Source organism: Pilimelia terevasa, from assembly GCF_014647915.1.
GTDB classification, from domain to species: domain Bacteria; phylum Actinomycetota; class Actinomycetes; order Mycobacteriales; family Micromonosporaceae; genus Pilimelia; species Pilimelia terevasa.
Window position 1 is genome coordinate 1 of record NZ_BMQC01000010.1, and the last position, 18,403, is coordinate 18,403.

Consider the following 18,403-nt stretch of genomic DNA (forward strand, 5'->3'; position numbering starts at 1 on the left):
CTACCACCGGCGCCGACGACAACGGTCGCTGGCCCGGTTGACCCCTATCGAGTACGAGACCATCATGACTCCACCGGCCAGTCAGGCCGCCTGACTAGAACTGTCACCAGTTGGTGCAGCAGACCCTTTTCCGGCTCGGATGTCAAGTAGAGGCGCTGGCAGCCCCAGCCGCGGGCTTGGTCCCCAACCCCTGTGAGCAGTGCTGATGCGATGCCGTGGCGGCGGTGGTCGGGGTGGACCATGACGTCCTGGATGTAGACGTCGGTGGGATCGTCCTGGCTGCGGAAGGCAAAGACCGCGCCGGCCAGCTGGTCGTTGACGAACGCGAGCGGGCAGGTCGAGGAGAACAGCTTCGCGTAGAGCCAGTAGTCAGAGGCCGTGCGAGGCCGGATGTAGGGCTCACCGAGGCTCATCAGCTCGATGACCTCCGCGATGTGCTCCTGACGCATAGGCGAGATCTTCATCGGGCTCCTCGGTGATGGGCGGCGACGTGTTGGGCGAAACGGGCCGCGGCAGCGGCGGGGTCGACGGCCTCGGTGACGCTGCGGCCGACGATCAGGATGTCCCAGTCGGGGCTGGCGAGCGCGGCGTTGTCGGCGGGGCTGAACCCACCGGAAACAGAGACCGGCAGCTGCGTCCATGCTCGTAGCGTTCGGGCGGCGGCGAGCGGGTCGACGCCTCCGACGCCGAGGTCGATGTTCGTGGTCACGGCCAGGCCGTCGACCGCAGCTCGTTCCATGTCTCGGATCCAGGATGAGCTGACGTTCGGTGGGACGTCCAACACGATCGGGACGCCGAGACGCCGGCCGGCGCCGACCGCCGCGGCGACGCTGGCGACACTCGCTGGGCCGATGAGCAGGACCACGTCCGCGCCGGCCTCAGCCGCCAGCACTACCTGGTCCCGGCCCCAATCGGCGGACATCATCTCCACCACCACCGTCGCGTCCCCGGCTGCCTTGATCGCACGGACGGCGGCCATGCCAACCGCCTTGATCAGGGGGTCGCCAACCTCGATGAGCGGCAGGGTTGCGCTGGCGGCGGCACGGGCGACGCGAATCGCGTGGTCCAGGTCCGTGGTGTCAAGCGCCACCTGCACCGCCCGGGCGCCACGAAGTCGTCGGTACGCCGAGCTGCGAGTGCGAAGGTCGCCTCCCAGCAGCTCGGCGGTCTCGCGCGGCGGGTGAACGTCGAGGGCGAGTACCTCGGCCCTGGCCACGGGGTCGGTGCTGGCATGCCCGTGTTGGATTACCTGATCATGAATCGCCGGTGGCAGCGACGTCCATCCGGTGCGGATCTCGCGGAGGAGCCCGAACAGGGCTGCCTCAGTCGGGCCTGACGGATGGCTACCCGCCGCGAGGGCGAGGCGGTTGGCAAGGACGGCGGAATGGAAAGGCGCGTGCCGCCATGACGTGTCGGCGCCGATCGCCGCGAGCACGGCTTCGACAGTTCCGCCGCCACCGGCGGTCATGGTGCTGGTGAGGCCCTGCATGAGCCCGCGAAGCACGCACGAGCGCACATGCCAGTTCTCGTCGCCGACGAGTTCCAGGGCCAGTCCTGGCTCGGCGCTTGCTGCGGCGGCACGCACCTTGTAGTCGGCGTCTCGTGCCAGGGCCAGCATCAGCGCTTGACGGTGTTGGGTGCGGCGAGTCCGGCTGTCGCAGAGGCCGTCGGCGAGCGCTGCCCGGACGCGCCAGGCCGAATGGCCGGCGAGGCCGTCGGCATACGGCGGCAGTTCGTCGGCGGCAAACAGATAGCAGAAGCGGGCGAAGAAGCTGGCCTCGTCGGCGTTGTCGAACTGCGCTGCCCCGAGTAGATCCTGAGATAGGGCAGCGTCCGGGCGACTCTCGATGAGCGTGAGGATGTCGGACCAGATTGCGGTACGGAATCGTCGCAGCAGGCCGAGCAGCCAGCGCGGGAAGTCGCCTCCGAGCGCCTCGATCACGGCCGGGTTCCGCATGAGCGCGTGGACGAGGTCCGGTGCGTCCTCCTGCGCGCATCGCTGGGCGCATCGGCGGAGGACTTCGGCGGTGGTGAAGCCGGACCCCGGCATCGCGGATTCCAGCAGGAGCGGAAGGGCCGTGGTCGTCGAGATCGCGCCAGAGAGCGCGGCATCAACAAGCACGCTGCGCTCCACCGCGTCGAGTTGGTGGACCAGCAGCCCGAAGACGCTGCGGGCGGTCGCTGACGCGGAAGCCGCGTCGGCAAGGCGGTTCAGAAAGTTGATCAGCTCCACCGCACGGTTGGCGGTGACCAGCTCGCGAACCGCGCCGCGCGTGAGGAAGTACTCGCGCATGAGGTCGTGGGCGAAGTCGAGTCTGTCTCCGGGGTTCCGTCGGGTGAGCGGTGGGTGTTCCTCCTCCTCTTCACGCGGCCCGGCGGGCGGCGGACCACCAGGCGTCAGGTCTGGGAGCTGCGACATCGCCAGAGCCGTCAGAGCGTCGAGTTGCCGCGGGGTGTCGTCGGCGGTGCGGCGCAGAATTGCCCGACTGCAGAAGTCGAGCAGCATCGCCGGGTTCGCCGGGTACGGCCCGTCGCGGTCAGCAGCGAGCATGAGGTGTAGGTACAGCGGCAGGCGGGCAAGCTCCTGAATCGGCTTGGGTAGGCGCCTGAAGGCAGGCGCCGTCTCGCTCCTGCTTCTGTCCCACACCTGTGCTGCGTCGTCGAGCCCCCACGAGTCGATACCGTGGCTCGAGGCCCCGCCAGGATTCGACTCGTAGGTCGACGCGGCGAGCACTGGATGCGAGGACAAGTCGATACCCGGCGGGGTGCGTACGAGCAGGAGAAACCGCAGCCTCGGATCGAGCACCTGGCGCAGTATTCGGTCGATCTCGCGGGCGACACCGTCGAGTTCGTCGTGCGTGCCGATGGCGTCCACCACGACCACCATCGGCTGCTCGAGCCGACCGCACTCCGACTCCAGCGTCAGCAGCGCATCGGGCCCGGCGGGGCAGGAGCCGAAGCGAAGGATCTCGACCGCGAGGTCGGTTTCACGGCGGCCCCATGCGTGGGCCGAGTGCAGCTGCACGTCCGCCCGCCCACGCAGATGGGCGGCGGCGTGCCGACCGAACATCGTCTTCCCACATCCTGCTGGCCCCTGGACCACCAGCACCCGCGACGGCGACACGATGAACCCGTCGAGGCTGGCGGTCGCGTGCGTCGGTGCCAGGTAGTGCGGGTGGGGTGTCTCGGCGTTCATCAGGTCCAGCAGCTGTCGGGTCCGGGCGGCCGAACAGGTCCCCAGCGTTTCCTTGCCCACCGTTTGATCGTCGCTCTGCCGGGCCGCCGGCACGGTCGGTGGCCCGGCGGCGTCTAACGCCGCGACAAACCGCCGCTGCACCTCGGCCGGGGCCTGACCGAGGTCTGCGTCCAAGATCTGCTGGGTGTTGTAGCGCAGCCGGGCCTGCGTACCACGGCGTTCCCAGTTCGAAACGGCGGCGTCGTTCACGCCGAGGTGGCCGGCGAACTCGCGGACGCTCATCCGCCGAGCCTGCCGCAGCAGCCGCGCCTCGTGGCCAGACCACTTGATGATCGCGGTCACCGGTCAGCGCCCCTCCGGATGTGTCATCGCTCCGCCACCCGTGACGGCGGCGCCATCAAGACTAGGGCAACAGTAGGTCAGCACTCCGTTTCTAGCCGTCCCGCCAGCCGCGAGGCTCGAAGGCGTCCGGCGGCGCGACCCGCCCGCCGGTTCTGACAGCTCGACGGAGGAGCCAGCATGGCGACACTCGACACGGTGCTAGAGCGGTTCGACGCCTCCAAGGCGAAGGTGCGCAAGGAGATCCGGGAGGGGTTCTTCCACCCGGACGGCAGCCTGGCGATCTCGGAGACTGAGCTGCGGTCCTGGATCGGCGACCGGGCCGTTGACGAGCTGAAGGTCGTTCTGCAGCTCTCGGCGGTCCTGGCGCGGGGCGCGCACCTGATCCCGGCACACATCCTCGCCCAGGTGACCGAGCAGGTCTCGGATGAGGCCCGGCACTTCGACATCCTGCGGGCGCTCGTGCCGGCGGACATGCAGGCCGACATCGACGCCAAGGTCGCCCAGCTGCCCGAGGTGCTCGCCAGCGACGCTCACTGGGCGAGCCTCATGGCGGCGGTCGACGAAGGTAACCCGTTCGCGGCGCTGCTGGACATCAACATCGTGCACGAGGGCTACTCCGCGGCGGCGATCGAGGAGCTGGCGGACATCCCGTTCGGCGACATCCGCGAGGCGTACGCGGGGATCGGCGCCGACGAGGAGAAGCACCACGAGTCGGGCCGTGAGCTTCTGGAGTGGCTGGCCCGCGCCTCGGCAGGCGGAGCGGCCGCCGATTCGGTCGTCGCCGGAGCCCACGAGCGGGCTTCGGGTGGGGCGATGAGCTGGAGCTGGCCCGCCGCGGCGACCGCGGTCGTCTCGGGCGCGCACGAGCGCGCCGCCGGCGGGGCCATGAGCTGGAGCTGGCCCGCCAAGTAACCCCGCCAACCGCCGCTGCTGCGCGTTCGCCCGAGCCTCGGGCGGAAAGGGACTCCACCGTGCCTGGACTGACTGACCAACAGCGGCGCTCGTTCTCTGAGCGCGGATACCTAGCCGTGGGGCGGGTATCCGCGCCGGAGCACGCCCGGATGCTCAAGGAGGTCGCTGGGCGGCTCCTCGGCCTCGACGGCAAGCCGCCCTCGCTTCCGGAGACGCACCTGCTCCGCGCGACTGGCGCCGACCCGCACGTGCGGGTGGCGCTGCACCTGTGCCACATGAACCCGGCGTTCCGGCTCAACGCCACCAGCGCCCGCGTCGCCGGCTTGGTGGCGGACCTGTTCGGCGAGGAGCCGGCGGCCCTGACCAGCCTGTTGTTCCACAAGCCGCCCACGGTGGGGCTGGAACTCGGCCTGCACCAGGACTTGCCCTACTACCCGTACCTCGGGGATCAGCAGCTCATCACCTGCTGGACCGCCCTCGATCCGGTGGACGCCACGAACGGCGGCGTGCAGTACGTGCCCGGCTCGCACCGAGGGCGGCTGCCACACCGCCAGACCGGGCAGCAGCAAGCGTTGGACCTCCCCGAGGACCTGGTCGACGCGTCCGCAGCGCACACGGTGGCCCTGACGCCCGGCGAAGCAGTGCTGCACCACGGCCTGACGGTGCACCGCAGCGCAGCCAACACCAGCGACCTGCCCCGCATGGGCCTGGCAACCCTCTACATCCCGGCCGGCGTCTCGGTGCACCAGGACGACTTCCCATACCCGCCGCTGACCCCGAGGAGCAGATGATGGCCGCCACCGTCACGCTCGCCGACCTGGACGCACTGGCCGCGACGGCATTGGTGCCCCTGCGTGCTCGCGCGGAAGACGCCGCCTCGCCGTCACCGATCCTGGGCGACCGCGCCGCCGCCGACCTGGCGCAGCGGCTGGATGCCGTCATGCCCGGCGGGTCCGTGGACGCCTCGACCCGGGCCGGCTGCTGCATCCGGGGAAAGGTCATCGACACCTGGCTGGCCGCGCTCGCCGAGCGCCTTGGCCAGCCGCTGGGCGCCGTCATCGACCTCGGCGTCGGGCTGAACACCCGCGCCGAACGCCTGCCCAGCCTGGCGCGCCGCTACCTGGAGGTGGACGCGCCCTCGATCATCGACCTGCGTCGCCGATGGCTGCCGAACGACCAGGTCATCCGCGTCGCCGGTGACGCGCTGCGCGTCGAGAACTGGATCGGCGACGCCCTTCCCGCCGACGGGCCAGTCGCGGTGGTGTGCGAGGCGCTCCTGGCCTACCAGCGGCCCGCGGCGGTCGGCGACTTCCTCGACGCGCTCGGATGCGTCCTGCCCGGCGCATACCTGCTCTTCGACAGCCTGTCGCCGCTGGCGGCCCGGCTGGCCAACCGCCCGCCTGCGCTCGCCGGCGGCCGCCCGCCGTACGTCTGGACGACGAACAGAACCCGCAGCCTGCGCGCCAACGGCCGACGCATGGAAGTACTCGCCGAGGTCTCGCTGCTGGATCAGCCGACCGCCTGCACCCGACAATTTCCCGCCGGGCAACGGCTCCTGTTCAGCCTGCCGGGGCTCCGCCGCGCCTTCCGGCTTACCCATGCCCGCCTGCCCGGGGCAACGGCATGAACACCGACGCCGAGCGGCTACTGTCGGCCGCTCAGACCGCTTTGCAGGGTGGCCGCCGAGCCGAGGCTGCGGAGATCTTGCGCGCCGCCGTCCCATCCGCCGAGCAGCGATACGAGGTGGGCGTAGAACTGCTCCGCGCCACCGGCTGCCGGGAAGGCTGGGACCTCTACGACCTGCACCCTTCCCGACCGGTGGACACGCTGCCGGGTGTAACCCGCTGGGAAGGCAGCCGCTGCGAGCAACTGGTCCTCGTCGCCGAGCAGGGATTCGGCGACGCCATCCAGTTCCTGCGCCATGTCCCGGCGGCGGCCGCGCTGGCCGACCGCACCGTGCTCGCCATCCACGACGAGCTACTTCCCGCCGTGCGAAAGGCGCCGCCGCTGGCCGGCGTGACAGTGCTCGCCAAGTCACGCGCGCGGGCCGCCATCTGGGGACCAGGCACGAGGTGGGAACGCCTCATGTCACTCCCGGCACGCCTACCGTCCCTGCGCCCGGAGCCGGCCGACGCGTACCTGGCCGCCCCGGCGGTCGCGCGGGCGCCCGGACGGCTGACCGTGGGCGTGGCCTGGCGCAGCACACCACGTCGCGGATTCCCCGGACGATCCTTTCCCGCTCGGGCATGCCGCCTGCTCACCCGGCTTCCGGGCGCCGACGTGGTCACCATCCACCGTCGCCGAGACATCCGCGCCCTACCGCCAGGCGTCCGCGACCCCGGCATCACCGACTTCACCGACACCGCCACGGTCATCGCCGCCTGCGATGTCGTCGTCACCGCAGACACCGTCACCGCCCACCTGGCGCGCGCTCTCGGCGTGCCCACCCTGATCTGCCTCCGGCACGAACCTGACTGGCGGTGGGGAACATCCCATGCCCCGACCGACTGGTACGCCGCAGCCCACCTGCTGTTCCAACCCGAACCCGACCAGTGGGAACCGGTACTGCGCGCAGCCACCGAACGCATCGCCACCGGTCAGCTCCCCACGCGCCAGGTACCGCCTCCCGAAGGAGCGACCGCATCATGATCCCCACCCAGCCCGCACGGCCGTACGACATCGTCGCCGGCCTCGCCGCCGAGTTCGACCTCGGTCGGCACCTCCTCGCCGACCTGAATACCGTGCACCGGCGCCAGTGGCGGCTGGAGGACGCCAGTCGCGACCGCGACGCCGCACCCGAACGCCTCGCTGTCCTCAAGGCCGAGATCGACAGCAGCAACGCCCGGCGCCACCGCCTCATCACCGCCATCGACACCCGCGTCGACTACCGCCCCGGCGACGGCGCCAGCCGCTACTACAGCGAGACCATCGGCGAACTCTGCGACCGGCTGATCATCCTGGACCTCAAGCACGAGGCCGTCGCCGCCACCGATCCCGGCCACCTCGCGGCGCTCTCCAGCCACCTCGCCGAGACGGCCAACCAGCTCATCGCGCACGCCCGCCGCGGCGTCGCGGTCCTGCCCCCACGCGTGGGCATCAAGGTCTACCGACGCGCTGACCAGGCGGACCTGCCACGCCAGCGCCGCAGGCTGCGCGCCCTCGTCACCTCGACCCGAAGGAGCCAGCCGTGACCACCGCGACGACAGATCCACTCACCGCCTTCGGCGAAGCCTTCCGGGCCGACGGCTTCGGCGTTATCCGCGGCGCCTTGGACCCGGCGGCGGTCGAGCGGCTGCGTCGTGCCCTCGTGGCGCAGCTCCCGCCGCCGAGCGCACCTGTGCCGAACCAGCTCATGGTGGGGCGCCTCGTGCAGCGGGATCCGCTGTTCGCCGACCTCGCCGCCCAGCCCGCCCTCGTCCGCAGCCTGCGCGAGGTCTTCGCCGGCACCACGCCACGCCTGATCTGCTCCTACGGCCACGTCAAGCCGGCCCGCACGGCAGCGCACACCGGCCCGCACTCCGACGTCGCCCATCTGCCCGGCGTCCCTCACCACCAGTCCACCCTGATGGTCAAGGTCACCTTCGCCCTCACGCCGACCCGCGCGGGCAACGGCGCCACCCGCGTCTTCCCCGGAACCCACCGCGCGCACGACGGCGGCGAGCCCGACGGCGTGCCGGTCGAGCTGGATCCTGGCGACATGCTGCTCTTCCACGCCAACCTGCGGCACACCGCGACCGCCAACCCGTCGGTACATCCGCGGCTGGGCCTGTGGTTCGTGTACGCCGTGCCGTGGATGCGCACCTTCCCGGGCGAGGAGTTCTCGCCGGAGTTCCTCCGGTACGTCCGGTCGCGCGCTGCCGCCAGGCCAGAACTCAACGCGATCTTCGGCCTCACCGACCCCTACGCCACCGGCTGACGCCACCCGAGGCGGAACCTGCGCCCGGCCGCCGCCGATTACGATTGCGCTACAGCTCAGCTCCCTGACAATTCCGTCTGACGATGCGGATGTGACACCCGATGACCAGCCCCGACGCCGACCTGCTGACACGGCTCGCCGCCGTGCGCGAGCAGGCCATGGCCGCCGCCGCCGAGGCCACCACCATGGCCGCGCTGGACGACGTGCGCCGGGAGTTTCTGGGCCGCTCGGGCACCCTGCTGGCGTTCAGACGCACCATCGGCTCCCTGGCACCCGCCGAACGCAAGACCATCGGCGCCGCGGTCGGCGCCGCCCAAGGCGAGCTGGAGGAGGCCCTCGCCGCGCGCCAGGAGGCGCTACTGGACTCCGAGCCCGCGCTGACCGAGCCATTCGACGTCACCGTGCCCGGCCTGCTGGTCGCCGGCGGTGAGGGTGGCCTGCACCCGACCGTGCAGCTGATGTACGACCTCAACGACGCCTTCGCCGCGCTCAACTTCGAGGTCTACTCCGGTCCGGAGATCTCCTCCGAGCTGTTCGAGTTCGACTACATGAACTTCCCCGCCGACCATCCCGCGCGCGAGTCCATGGACACGTACTGGCTCGCCGGCTCCGATGGCAAGACCGGCGCCCAGCGGCTCTGTCTGCGCCCGCACCTCACTGGCGCGAGCATCCGCTACATGCGTGAGCACGAGCCGCCGTTCCGGTTTGTCTACCCCGGCCGCGTCTACCGCAATGAGTCGACCGACGCCCGGCACGAGCGTGCGTTCTTCCAGTACGAGGTCCTCATCGTCGACCGGGACATTCCGCTGACGGCCGGCAAGTTCCTGGTCGACACCATCCTCGACACCGTCTTCGGCAAGCCCGTCGAAACCCGCATGCGCACCGGGTTCTTCCCGTTCGTCGAACCCGGCTTCGAGATCGACATGCGCTGCCAGGTCTGCGACGGACAAGGCTGCCGCACCTGCCGACAGGTCGGCTGGCTGGAGGTCATGCCCGGCGGCGCCCCGCACCCCAACGTGCTGCGCGCCGGTGGCCTGGACCCCGACGAGTGGACCGGCTTCTACGTCAACGTCGGCCTCGACCGGCTGGTGATGATGCGCTACGGCATCGACGACGTCCGCCTGTTCCACTCGGCAGACCTGCGCTTCCTGACCCAGTTCGCCTGAGAGAGGCCCTCGTGAAGATCTCCCTGGACTGGGTACGCGACTACGTCGACCTGCCCGCCGACCTCGACATCAAGACCCTCGCCCACGACCTCACCCTCAAGACCGTCGAGGTCGAAGCCTGGACCAACCCCAGCGAACGACTCCACCAGGTCGTCGTCACCCACGTCAGCGATGTCGTCCCGCTGGGCGACAAGGGCGTGCGGCTGACCTGCGACATCGGCACGGGCACGCCGCTGAGCGTGGCCAGCCGGGTCACCGACCTCATGCCGGGTCGGGTCCTGGCCCTCGCGCTGCCCGGCGCCCGCCTGACGCCACGCGGCGGCGACCAGTTCCGCGAGGTCGCCGTCCCCCAGGTGATGGGCATCGACAGTCAGGGCGTGCTCGTCTGTCCCGCAGACCTCGGCGTGCAGAACCTATTCGCCGGCGGCGACACTGCCTTGCTCGACGCCGCCGATCTCGACGTACCGGCCGGCACTGCGCTGGCCGAGGCGATCGGGTACGACGACTGGGTCCTGGAGATCGACAACAAGTCGCTCACCAACCGCCCCGACCTGTGGGGCCACTACGGCATCGCCCGCGAGCTGGCCGCCATCTACGGCCTGTCGCTGAACCCGCTGCCCACCCACGCGCTGCCACCAGCGACCGACGGCCTGCTGGGCGACTTCGACCCTGCACTGTGCCGGCGCTTCCTCGCCGTGTCCTTCGACCTCGACCAGCTCGGACCCGCGCCGCTGTGGATGCGCTCCCGGCTCGCCCGCATCGGCGAGAACCCCCGCAACCTGTGCGTCGACCTGACCAACTACGTCATGCTCGCCGTCGGCCAGCCCACCCACGTCTATGACGCCGACGGCATCACTACCCCGCTGGGTGTTCGGGCCGTTGACGCCCCGATCAAGGTCGACCTCATCGCGGGACACACCCGCGAACTCGACCCTGGCACCCCGATCGTCACCGACGCCAACGGCCCTGTGGCAGTCGCCGGGGTCATCGGCGGCGCCGCCAGCGCCGTCACCGACGACAGCCGCCACTTCGTCCTCGAAGTCGCGAACTTCCTGCCCCAGCCAATCCGGCGCGCATCCCAGCGGCTTGGCATCCGCACCGAAGGCTCGGCGCGCTTCGAGAAGGACCTCGACACCCCGCGCGTTGACGCCGCCACCGGACTGTTCTTGCGCCTGCTCACCGACACCGCACCGGACGTCCGCCTGCACGCCAGCCAGGACGTCGCCCACACCACCACCAACCCCGCCACTGTCGCAACCGACCTCAACTACCTGTCGACCCGCATCGGGCAACCACTGAGCGCCCACGAAGTGGCACGACCGCTGGAGGCACTCGGGTTCCAGGTCCTCGAACTCGACGGACACCTGCAGGTCACCGCCCCCACGTGGCGTTCCACCGGCGACATCAGCGGACCCCACGACATCATCGAAGAGGTCGCCCGGATCCGCGGCTACGACACCATCCCAACCGCCGGCCTAGCTGTCGCCCTGCGACGAGTTCGGGACCTGAACGCCAAGCCACTCGACCGCGTCGTACGCGAGCAGCTCGCCCGCGCCGGCCTGCGCGAGGTCGTCACCTACCCGTGGACCAGCGACGCGCTGCTAGCCGCCACAGGCCACGACAAGCAGGCAACCGTCAGGATCGAGGGTGCTCCAGCTCCGGACCGCGACAGCCTTCGCCCGTCACTAATCCCCGGCCTGCTCGAAGCCGTCGCCAGCAACCTGCGCTACCGCAGCGAGTTCGGCGTGTACGAGGTCGGCACGGTCTTCCGCACTGACAGCGCAACCCAGGACGGCAGGCCGGCCGAACACCTGCCGCCCACGCAGGGCCACGTCGCGGCGGCGCTGACCGGCAGCGACGGCGTGATCCTGTTCCGCCGTGCCAAAGGCATCCTCGATTCCCTCGCTCGGCACGCCCACCTCACCGACCTCGACCTGGACCTGGCTCCCGGTACCGACACCTGGGCCGACCAGTCAGCGCGCCTGGCGATCATGAGCGGTCGCCGTCAGGTCGGCACGCTGGGGCTTCTCACCAATCGGGTTCGCCGCACCGCCGGCATCGACGTCCACGTCGCGGCCTTCGAGATCAACCTCGGTGCCCTGACCGCGTACACCACCCGCGAGAATGCATACCGGCAGCTACCGGAACACCCCGACTCCGAGTTCGACCTTTCCGTCGTCGTCTCAGACACAGTCACCTGGCACGGCATAGCCGCCACGACTCGCGCCGTCGGCCCGCCGGTTCACAGCGTCGCCTACCTCGACGAGTTCCGCGGCGAATGGGTCCCCGCCGATCACCGCTCGCTGAGCCTCCGCGTGGCGATTCAGGTGCCGGACCGTACACCGACCGCTGACGACATCGGGAGAGCCCGTCAGAAGGTCCTCGATGCGCTTGCAACGAACCACGGCGCCCGCCTGCGCGAGAGCTAATTCCCGGTGGCTGTCTCAAGCAAGAGTACGGCGCGCGGCCAACGGCAGAGGCCGGCCGTTGCGCCCGAAAGCTGGAGGTCAGATCACCGCGACATGCTGGCGAGAAAGTCAGCGGCGAGGACGACCGGGGTGCCGCATTTGATGGCGGCTTTGGCCTTACCGGACTGGGTACCAGCCTCGGCGACAACGAGGACGTCACACTTCTTCTTGGTCACTGACTCAACCCAGATCAGGCCACAGGCTTCGGCCAGCTTGCGCAAGTCGTCTTTGGATAGTTTGGTGCCGCTGCGGTCGATGACCGTGCCGGTGAAGCACACCCGGGCGCCAGGCACGAACAGCGTGGCGTGGTCGGCACTGGCGCCCATCCGACCCTCGGCGATGCCCGCGACGGCGGTTCCGAGGAGGCGGTCAACGGCTCTGAGTCGTGTGGCTAGGTCTGATGGGATGCTGACCGCGGCGTTGATCGCCGAGGTCAGCTGCTGTTCGACCGCGTGCCGAATCGGCTCGGGAAGGGCCGCGCCAGCGCTGTCGGGTGCTGGTTCCGCCGTGGTGGCGCCGTCACGGAGGACAGCGCCGACCGCACGTCCGATGTGCAGCAGCGCGGACAGATTCGGCAGGGTGGGTGAGTTCGGTGATGTCACAGCCGAGTCACGGGTCAGGAGGAGACAGCCGCAGGCGTCGCCAGCACCATATTCACCGAAGCCCCCATCGTCGGAATCGGTGTCACCCACCCTCGTGAAGACGGACAGAGCTGCCCTGGCCCGGTCGAGTGCGTTGCCAGCCTGAAGGCCGAGGCGTTCCTGAGATGTGAGGACGCCGGGTGGGAGGTCGATTCCGACCGGGAACGGCTCCACGACGTCGAAATGCTTGAGTTCGCCTTCGAGCGCGGACAGCACCTCGTCCGTGCCGACACCCACTGGGGTGAAGCCTTCCAGCAGCGGACCGAGGGTCGCCCATGCTTGCGCGAGTGTGGGTGCAAGCAGGATGTCGGTGACACCGATGCCGTAGGCCGTGCGCGCGTCGCCGAGGTCGCGTTGGGGGTTGATGAGTGTGCTGATCGCGGTGCCGTCATCGAAGGCAACGGCTACTTCTATCGGGCGGCGCCGGTCGACGATCCCGTCCCGGCCAACCGTGAGGACTCCGATGCCGCAGTACCGCTGCCGGCCGCTCCGATTGGAAGTTTCACGGAGAAAGCGTCGTACTCGGCGGTCTGTCTTCAGGTCCCGGGCGCGCACGGGCCGAGTGAGGACGAGCCCGTCGAGCGAGGTGCAGCGGCTAAGTGCCACATACACCTGCCCGAAGTCGAACGCGCCGCCGGCCAGGTCTACGACCAGGTGGTCGAGCGTCTGGCCTTGACTCTTGTGGATGGTGATGGCCCAGGCGAGCTTGAACGGAAGCTGAGTGAAGGTTCCGACGGTTTCATTGCGCAAGGAGCCAGCGTCGGCGACCGGCCTGGTGACCTCCCACGTGTGCGGCCCGAACTCCGCGGATGTACCGTCGCGAAACTGGGCACTGACGACGAGTTCACCGTTGTGGTAGCTGACGGTTTCGATTCGACCGATGGTGCCGTTGACCCAGCGGCCGCCCGAGTCGTTGTTGAGCATCATGATCTGGGCGCCGACCTTGAAGGACAGCTCCTCGTCGGCGGGTGGTTCGAAGTCGTCCAGGTCTCCGGCCCGGACCGCATGTACGGTGTACTTCTCGCCTTCCAGGCGTACGAGACGTTCGTGGTTACGGGCCCGCACGCTTCGGTTTGTCGGGGCGAGCGTCAACCAGAGGTCGTCATCGGGTGGCTCGAACCCGGGATCGGTTCGTGCGTTGAGCAACGCCTCCACATCCGTCAGCAGGCTGCCTTCGCGGATGGCGTTGAGGGCATCGGTGAGACGCCGGTCGCCCACCTGCCGAAACACAGTCGTCAGGGCGATCGTCGGAAAGGCTTCTCGATCGAAGCTATCAGCGGAAAAGAAGTATGGAGTGGCGTAGCGGGTGGTGAAGTGCTCAGTCTCTGCCTCGAGGACCACCGGTGGTAGCTGCAGCAGGTCACCGACAAGTACGATCTGAACGCCCCCGAAAGGCTCGCCCGGTTGAGGGCCGTACCGTTCCAGTGTCGCTGCCATCATGTCGAAAAGGTCAGCACGCACCATCGAAGCTTCGTCGATGATCAGCGTCTGCAGCGTGTTGATGACCTTGACGTTCCCGCCGGGGCGCGATTTGCCGCTCCGGATCTTGTCCAGCGAGGTAGTCGTGCCGAAGCCGAAAAGGCGGTGGATCGTGTAGCCATCGACGTTCAGTGCGGCAATCCCGGTAGGCGCCGCCACCACGACCCGACGATCGGTATGCGCCATGAAATGACGAATCAGGGTCGACTTTCCCGTACCGGCCTTCCCTGTCAGGAAGAGGTGACCACCACTGTCGAGGACGTGCAGGGCGCGCTCGAACTCATCAGTGCGGACAATGGTGGCTGTGGACAACACATCGCTCCGGTCGGTCTGTGGGGTGACGTTGATGCGCTACGAGGCTCAGCTCGTCCTGACGAGGTAGACGCGCTGCGCGAAGCGGGGCGGGAACTCGGCGATCTCAGCGGCGTTCAGGTCACCGGGCATCATCCACGGTGTCGCGCCGGTAGTTGGATGCACCGTGCGTCGTTGACGCTCGCTCTCGGTAGCCAGCCAGAATGCCCACGCCAGAGCCAAAAAGTTGGCGGTTGCCAACGCGCGTTGCTCGGGCGTGTCTTGGGCGCCAGAAGCCCGGCGCTTCGCCGGAACTACCGGAAAGCTCGGGTCTACGATCTTGCTCTTCACGCGTTTGCGATAGCGATTGACCGCGGCCAAGATATCGGCTTGATGTTCTTGCGTCTCAGCCACGAACTCAGTGATGTCGGCTTCCGTGAGTACTGAGCCGTTCCACGGCAACCCAGTGACGGTTGACCCCGGCGTCAACACCACGGCGCTTCTCATCGTGAGCGAGGCGAGCTTCGCCGTGGCTTCCGGATCTCGCTCTAGATCGACGACAACCGCGTTGCCATGAGACACACCGAAGTCGTCGCCCACCGACCTGTTCGTGTTCCACACTGCCGCCCGCGTCGCGCCGGGCTGGTGGTCGACTGTCGCCATTGCCCTTAGCGCCGGCATGACCGTCACCTCAAACTCCGTTCCGTCGCCGCACCGGAACCAGGAGTCTACCTTCCGCGCGCGACCACAGGCCAGAGTGGAATATCGAGTCTAAGTGCATTCAGACCGAGTCGCCAGCGAATCCAAGCTCTTGTCGTGCAAACACAGCCGACTCTCCGATAACCCGTACTCGGGTCAACGGCGCTCCGCTTGGGGCGCTGGTGAAGTGGTCCGGGCCGGACGGGCTGCAGCAGCGGAGGCCGTGAGTGGTTGGTCACTATGGTGTTGTCGACGGCCGGGACTGCCCCGGCATCGCCAGGGCAGCGTCGTGGATCCGGGGTATGAGCGCAGGCGTAACGCAGCCCGGTGTTGGCTGATGATCGACAGTTGCCGGTCGGCGCCTGTAGCTCGCCGCTGTTGGTGGTGCGGCGAAGGCAAACAGGCCGGCGAGGCCGGCTAGATCGAGGCTGGCTACGCGCACCCCGGCGCTTCGTGGCGCTCGGGCAGGTGGCGTTAGACCTGGCCTGTGATTGATCAGCGTAGCTCGATCACCTACCCTTGGGAAGGCACTGTTTCCGCAGGTCGGCGGGGGTGCGAAGGTCGACTGTCCGATCGCGTCCGGGTGGGTGCGCCTCAGTCCGGGTAGGTACGGGTGGGTCCGGCGATTGAGTGACGCAAGTCACAGCCTGGATGCGGCGAGAGCGGACGCCCAAAGGTGAGCTATCGCCACCGATTGTGACGTCGCGCCGAACTCCAGAGGTACCGATAGCCTTCGAGACGAACCCTCCGGACGGCTCAGTCAACGGCGTCGTGAGAATGCAGAGCTGAATCGTGGGGTGCGTGGGCGGCCAGCAAGCGGCGGGCGTGCCGTTTCGAAACGCCCAACTCGACGGCGACCTCGCCAGCCGTGATCCCGGGACGAGTGCTGATACTTCGTCCCACCCACTGGCTGGGCGACAAGGCCGCCGTCCCGGCAACCGCCGCTTCCGGGGCGGGACGCGTGTCGGGAGCCACCTCGCCGCCGGGCCCGTTGTCGAGGAGGCTGAAGAGCAGCTTTACGGCGAGCAGCAGCGCCAGCGCGGGCCACCCGGCGACCGCCTTGCCCACCCAGTCCGACCCGCCGACCGCCACGTTCGCCGACAGGCTGGCAGCGGTGCCGGCGACCAGCGCCGCCCACGGCAGCCAGCCCGAGCGTCGACCGGCCCTCCGGTCAGCCAGCAGCACGATCGACGCGACGATCTCCAGCCCGTCCACCGACAGCGGGAACATGTGCGCCCGCCAGCCGATCTCACCGTGCCGCTCGGCCAACACCGCCATGTGCCCGTACGAGATCGCCGCGGCGATGCCCGCCAGCCCCACCACCGTGAGACCAGCGGACATCTGCAACCTGTCGCCCTGACGCCGCGACCGCACGGTCGGGCCGCTCACCGGCGACGGTCCTCGGGCGGCAGGAACTGGTTCAGCAGGCGCATCACCCGCACGAACATCGCGTAGCCCTCGTCCGTCGTGTAGACCTCGTCGAGGATCTGGGGGTCCGGACCCGCCAGCGCGAGGTGGAGCTGACGGATCATCTCTGTCACGATCTTGCTGTGCATCGCAATCGCCGGATCGGCGAAGGCCATATGCTTCACTTGTTCGGCAAACAGGTCGATCTTTAGCAATCGGGTGAGAGGGTCGTTCATCGGGCACCACCCCGCCGGGCAGAGCCGACCATAGGTAGGGGAATCGGGTCACCCGTGACCGTGGTGGTGGTGTTCGCATGGCGACGCCTTCGGCCCACATATCGGCAATGTCATGATCAACCCGCGATGTGTCGCGGCGATGGTCATGCCGGCGGGCAGGGGCCCTGTCTGCCTTACGTGCTGATCGGTCTCCAGAGCCTGTCGATGGGCATGACGTGGATGCGGTCTTCGTAAGTGAACGAGCGCTGTCCGGTGCTCAGCGCCACTCCGGCGACGAACCTGTCGCCGAGCGCGTTGCGTAGCGTTCGGAGTCCCTTGAGGTCAGCACCAGGCACGCGCTCGTTCGCTTTGACCTCGAACGCAAGGACGCGGCCGTCATCGAACTCGATGACATAGTCGACCTCGTCGCCGTCGTGGGTGCGCCAGTGCCCGATGGTGACTGCCTGGTCCAGCCAGGATGCCTGCTTGCGGAGCTCGCCGACGACGAAGGTTTCGAGTAGGTGCCCGAACTCGGCCAGGGCCGTGGGGTCGAGGGTGGCGAGTTTGGCGGAGGTGATCCGCATGAGCCTGGCGGCAACTCCAGAGTCGATGACATGCACCTTCGGGGATGCTGTGGCCCGTGCGCGCAGCGTCTTGCCCCAGGCTGGCAGGCGTTCGATGAGGAAGAGGTCTTCGAGAAGTCGGACGTACTGTTCGACGGTCTTGCGTTCACCGGTCAGGCCCTGAGACGCGCTGGTCAAGTTCAGCACCTGGCCGGTGCGCCCTGCTAGACGGCCCAACAGTTGGCGCAGCATGTCTCGTTGGCGTACCCGGACCAGTTCGATGGCGTCTCGCTCCAAGGATTGGCGGATGTAGTCGTCGAACCACCGATCTCGTGCGGCGCCGCTGCGGCGCAGAGCCAGTGGGAATCCTCCGGCGCACAACCAGTCGATGTAATTGGTCCGGGTGGTGGTTGACGACGGGTGGGCGGCGACGGCCGCATCGGGGTCGGCTCGCAAGGCTGGCAGGAGGTCCTCGTCGACGCCGATGGTTTCCCCGCGCGACAGCGGCCAGATGGTCATGGTGTGCAGCCGGCCGGTGAGGGCCTGCGCAGTGCGGGGCAGCGCGTCTTGGCGGGTGGATCCGGTCAGCACGGCGGTGCCTGGCGGTGTGCCTTCACGATTCAGGCGAGCCTTCAGGGCGTCGAGGATCTGCGGGGCGTGCTGGTACTCATCCACGCAGAGCAGGCCTGCCGCCCCTACTGCCGTCTGCGGGTTGGCCGCGACGGCATCGCGAGTCCCTAGATCGTCCAGGTCCAGGACGGGCACGCCGCGGGCAGCGGCCAGCGCCCTCAGTACGGTTGACTTGCCCACGGAACGAGGGCCGTGCAGGGCGATGACCGGCTCGACTTGGAGTAGGCCGTCGAGCAGCGCAGACACGCGCCGGGTCGCGATTTCGTCGAGTGTGCCGCCCACAGTTGCCCTCGCGTCCCTGGAGTACCAAAATCCGAGGAATTAAACTACCAAAATCAGAGACCCAATGACTACCCAAATTCGAGGAGATGCTGTCCGCTATCACTCTCCGGCATTGCCGCGCCGGGCAGGACGCACCACGGGCAGGGAAATGAGGTCACCGTTGACCGTGGTGGTGGTGTTCGCATGGTGACGCCTT

General features: G+C 68.7%; 15 protein-coding genes. 8 read left to right on the plus strand and 7 right to left on the minus strand.

Going from position 1 to position 18,403, the window contains the following annotated elements; genetic code table 11:
• Positions 1 to 62: 62 nt before the first annotated feature.
• Both IEY75_RS14480 and IEY75_RS14485 read right to left on the minus strand, forming a co-directional pair.
• Positions 63 to 464: a GNAT family N-acetyltransferase gene (locus IEY75_RS14480; protein WP_189114878.1), complete on the minus strand. Its 402-nt coding sequence runs from the start codon at positions 462 to 464 to the stop codon at positions 63 to 65.
• On the minus strand, positions 461 to 3,538 hold the full coding sequence (locus IEY75_RS14485; RefSeq protein ID WP_189114879.1) for an orotidine 5'-phosphate decarboxylase / HUMPS family protein: 3,078 nt from the start codon (positions 3,536 to 3,538) through the stop codon (positions 461 to 463). The genes IEY75_RS14480 and IEY75_RS14485 overlap by 4 nt, the downstream gene beginning before the upstream one ends.
• Before the next feature lie 177 nt (positions 3,539 to 3,715).
• Here IEY75_RS14485 and IEY75_RS14490 point away from each other — a divergent pair, with 177 nt between their 5' ends.
• From IEY75_RS14490 to pheT, 8 genes are all read left to right on the plus strand, one after another.
• A complete protein-coding gene (locus tag IEY75_RS14490; protein WP_189114880.1) occupies positions 3,716 to 4,450 on the plus strand; it encodes a hypothetical protein in 735 nt (244 codons plus the stop codon).
• A 59-nt stretch (positions 4,451 to 4,509) separates the two neighbouring features.
• Complete coding sequence (locus IEY75_RS14495) at positions 4,510 to 5,241, plus strand: phytanoyl-CoA dioxygenase family protein (RefSeq protein ID WP_268244356.1); 732 nt, start codon at positions 4,510 to 4,512, stop codon at positions 5,239 to 5,241.
• Positions 5,241 to 6,077 carry a class I SAM-dependent methyltransferase gene (locus tag IEY75_RS14500; RefSeq protein ID WP_189114882.1) on the plus strand — a complete coding sequence of 279 codons (837 nt, stop codon included), beginning with the start codon at positions 5,241 to 5,243 and terminating at the stop codon, positions 6,075 to 6,077. Before IEY75_RS14495 ends, IEY75_RS14500 begins: the two co-directional genes overlap by 1 nt.
• 116 nt (positions 6,078 to 6,193) lie before the next feature.
• A complete protein-coding gene (locus IEY75_RS14505; RefSeq protein ID WP_189114883.1) occupies positions 6,194 to 7,099 on the plus strand; it encodes a glycosyltransferase family protein in 906 nt (301 codons plus the stop codon).
• Positions 7,096 to 7,641 (plus strand): DUF4254 domain-containing protein, encoded by a 546-nt coding sequence (locus IEY75_RS14510; protein WP_189114884.1) that lies wholly within the window; start codon positions 7,096 to 7,098, stop codon positions 7,639 to 7,641. The genes IEY75_RS14505 and IEY75_RS14510 overlap by 4 nt, the downstream gene beginning before the upstream one ends.
• Positions 7,638 to 8,366 (plus strand): phytanoyl-CoA dioxygenase family protein, encoded by a 729-nt coding sequence (locus IEY75_RS14515; RefSeq protein ID WP_189114885.1) that lies wholly within the window; start codon positions 7,638 to 7,640, stop codon positions 8,364 to 8,366. Before IEY75_RS14510 ends, IEY75_RS14515 begins: the two co-directional genes overlap by 4 nt.
• Before the next feature lie 101 nt (positions 8,367 to 8,467).
• Positions 8,468 to 9,532 (plus strand): phenylalanine--tRNA ligase subunit alpha, encoded by a 1,065-nt coding sequence (locus IEY75_RS14520; RefSeq protein WP_189114886.1) that lies wholly within the window; start codon positions 8,468 to 8,470, stop codon positions 9,530 to 9,532.
• A gap of 11 nt (positions 9,533 to 9,543) precedes the next feature.
• Entirely contained in the window at positions 9,544 to 11,961 is a 2,418-nt protein-coding gene (gene pheT / locus IEY75_RS14525) for a phenylalanine--tRNA ligase subunit beta (protein ID WP_189114887.1), read from the plus strand.
• 83 nt (positions 11,962 to 12,044) lie between these two features.
• On the opposite strand, the gene IEY75_RS14530 is transcribed toward pheT, so the two are convergent.
• The 5 genes from IEY75_RS14530 to IEY75_RS14550 all read right to left on the minus strand — a co-directional run bounded on the left by IEY75_RS14530 (position 12,045) and on the right by IEY75_RS14550 (position 18,207).
• Positions 12,045 to 14,432 carry an AAA family ATPase gene (locus IEY75_RS14530; RefSeq protein ID WP_229789713.1) on the minus strand — a complete coding sequence of 796 codons (2,388 nt, stop codon included), beginning with the start codon at positions 14,430 to 14,432 and terminating at the stop codon, positions 12,045 to 12,047.
• 48 nt (positions 14,433 to 14,480) lie between these two features.
• The gene (locus IEY75_RS14535) at positions 14,481 to 15,011 is read right to left on the minus strand and encodes a hypothetical protein (RefSeq protein ID WP_189114888.1); all 531 of its coding nucleotides are present in this window, start codon (positions 15,009 to 15,011) and stop codon (positions 14,481 to 14,483) included.
• Positions 15,012 to 15,866: 855 nt separating this feature from the next.
• Complete coding sequence (locus IEY75_RS14540) at positions 15,867 to 16,499, minus strand: DUF2637 domain-containing protein (protein WP_229789715.1); 633 nt, start codon at positions 16,497 to 16,499, stop codon at positions 15,867 to 15,869.
• Positions 16,496 to 16,753 carry a hypothetical protein gene (locus tag IEY75_RS14545; protein ID WP_189114889.1) on the minus strand — a complete coding sequence of 86 codons (258 nt, stop codon included), beginning with the start codon at positions 16,751 to 16,753 and terminating at the stop codon, positions 16,496 to 16,498. Before IEY75_RS14545 ends, IEY75_RS14540 begins: the two co-directional genes overlap by 4 nt.
• Before the next feature lie 173 nt (positions 16,754 to 16,926).
• Positions 16,927 to 18,207, minus strand: a complete 1,281-nt coding sequence (locus IEY75_RS14550) for an ATP-binding protein (RefSeq protein ID WP_229789717.1) — start codon at positions 18,205 to 18,207, stop codon at positions 16,927 to 16,929.
• Positions 18,208 to 18,403: the final 196 nt, after the last annotated feature.

What these genes read in the sequence shown, in the direction of transcription:
- IEY75_RS14510 (WP_189114884.1), top strand. Translation starts at nt 7,096, where the DNA reads ATGATCCCCACCCAGCCCGCACGGCCGTACGACATCGTCGCCGGCCTC.
- IEY75_RS14490 (WP_189114880.1), top strand. Translation starts at nt 3,716, where the DNA reads ATGGCGACACTCGACACGGTGCTAGAGCGGTTCGACGCCTCCAAGGCG.
- IEY75_RS14500 (WP_189114882.1), top strand. Translation starts at nt 5,241, where the DNA reads ATGGCCGCCACCGTCACGCTCGCCGACCTGGACGCACTGGCCGCGACG.
- IEY75_RS14520 (WP_189114886.1), top strand. Translation starts at nt 8,468, where the DNA reads ATGACCAGCCCCGACGCCGACCTGCTGACACGGCTCGCCGCCGTGCGC.
- IEY75_RS14545 (WP_189114889.1), bottom strand. Translation starts at nt 16,753, where the DNA reads ATGAACGACCCTCTCACCCGATTGCTAAAGATCGACCTGTTTGCCGAA.
- IEY75_RS14480 (WP_189114878.1), bottom strand. Translation starts at nt 464, where the DNA reads ATGAAGATCTCGCCTATGCGTCAGGAGCACATCGCGGAGGTCATCGAG.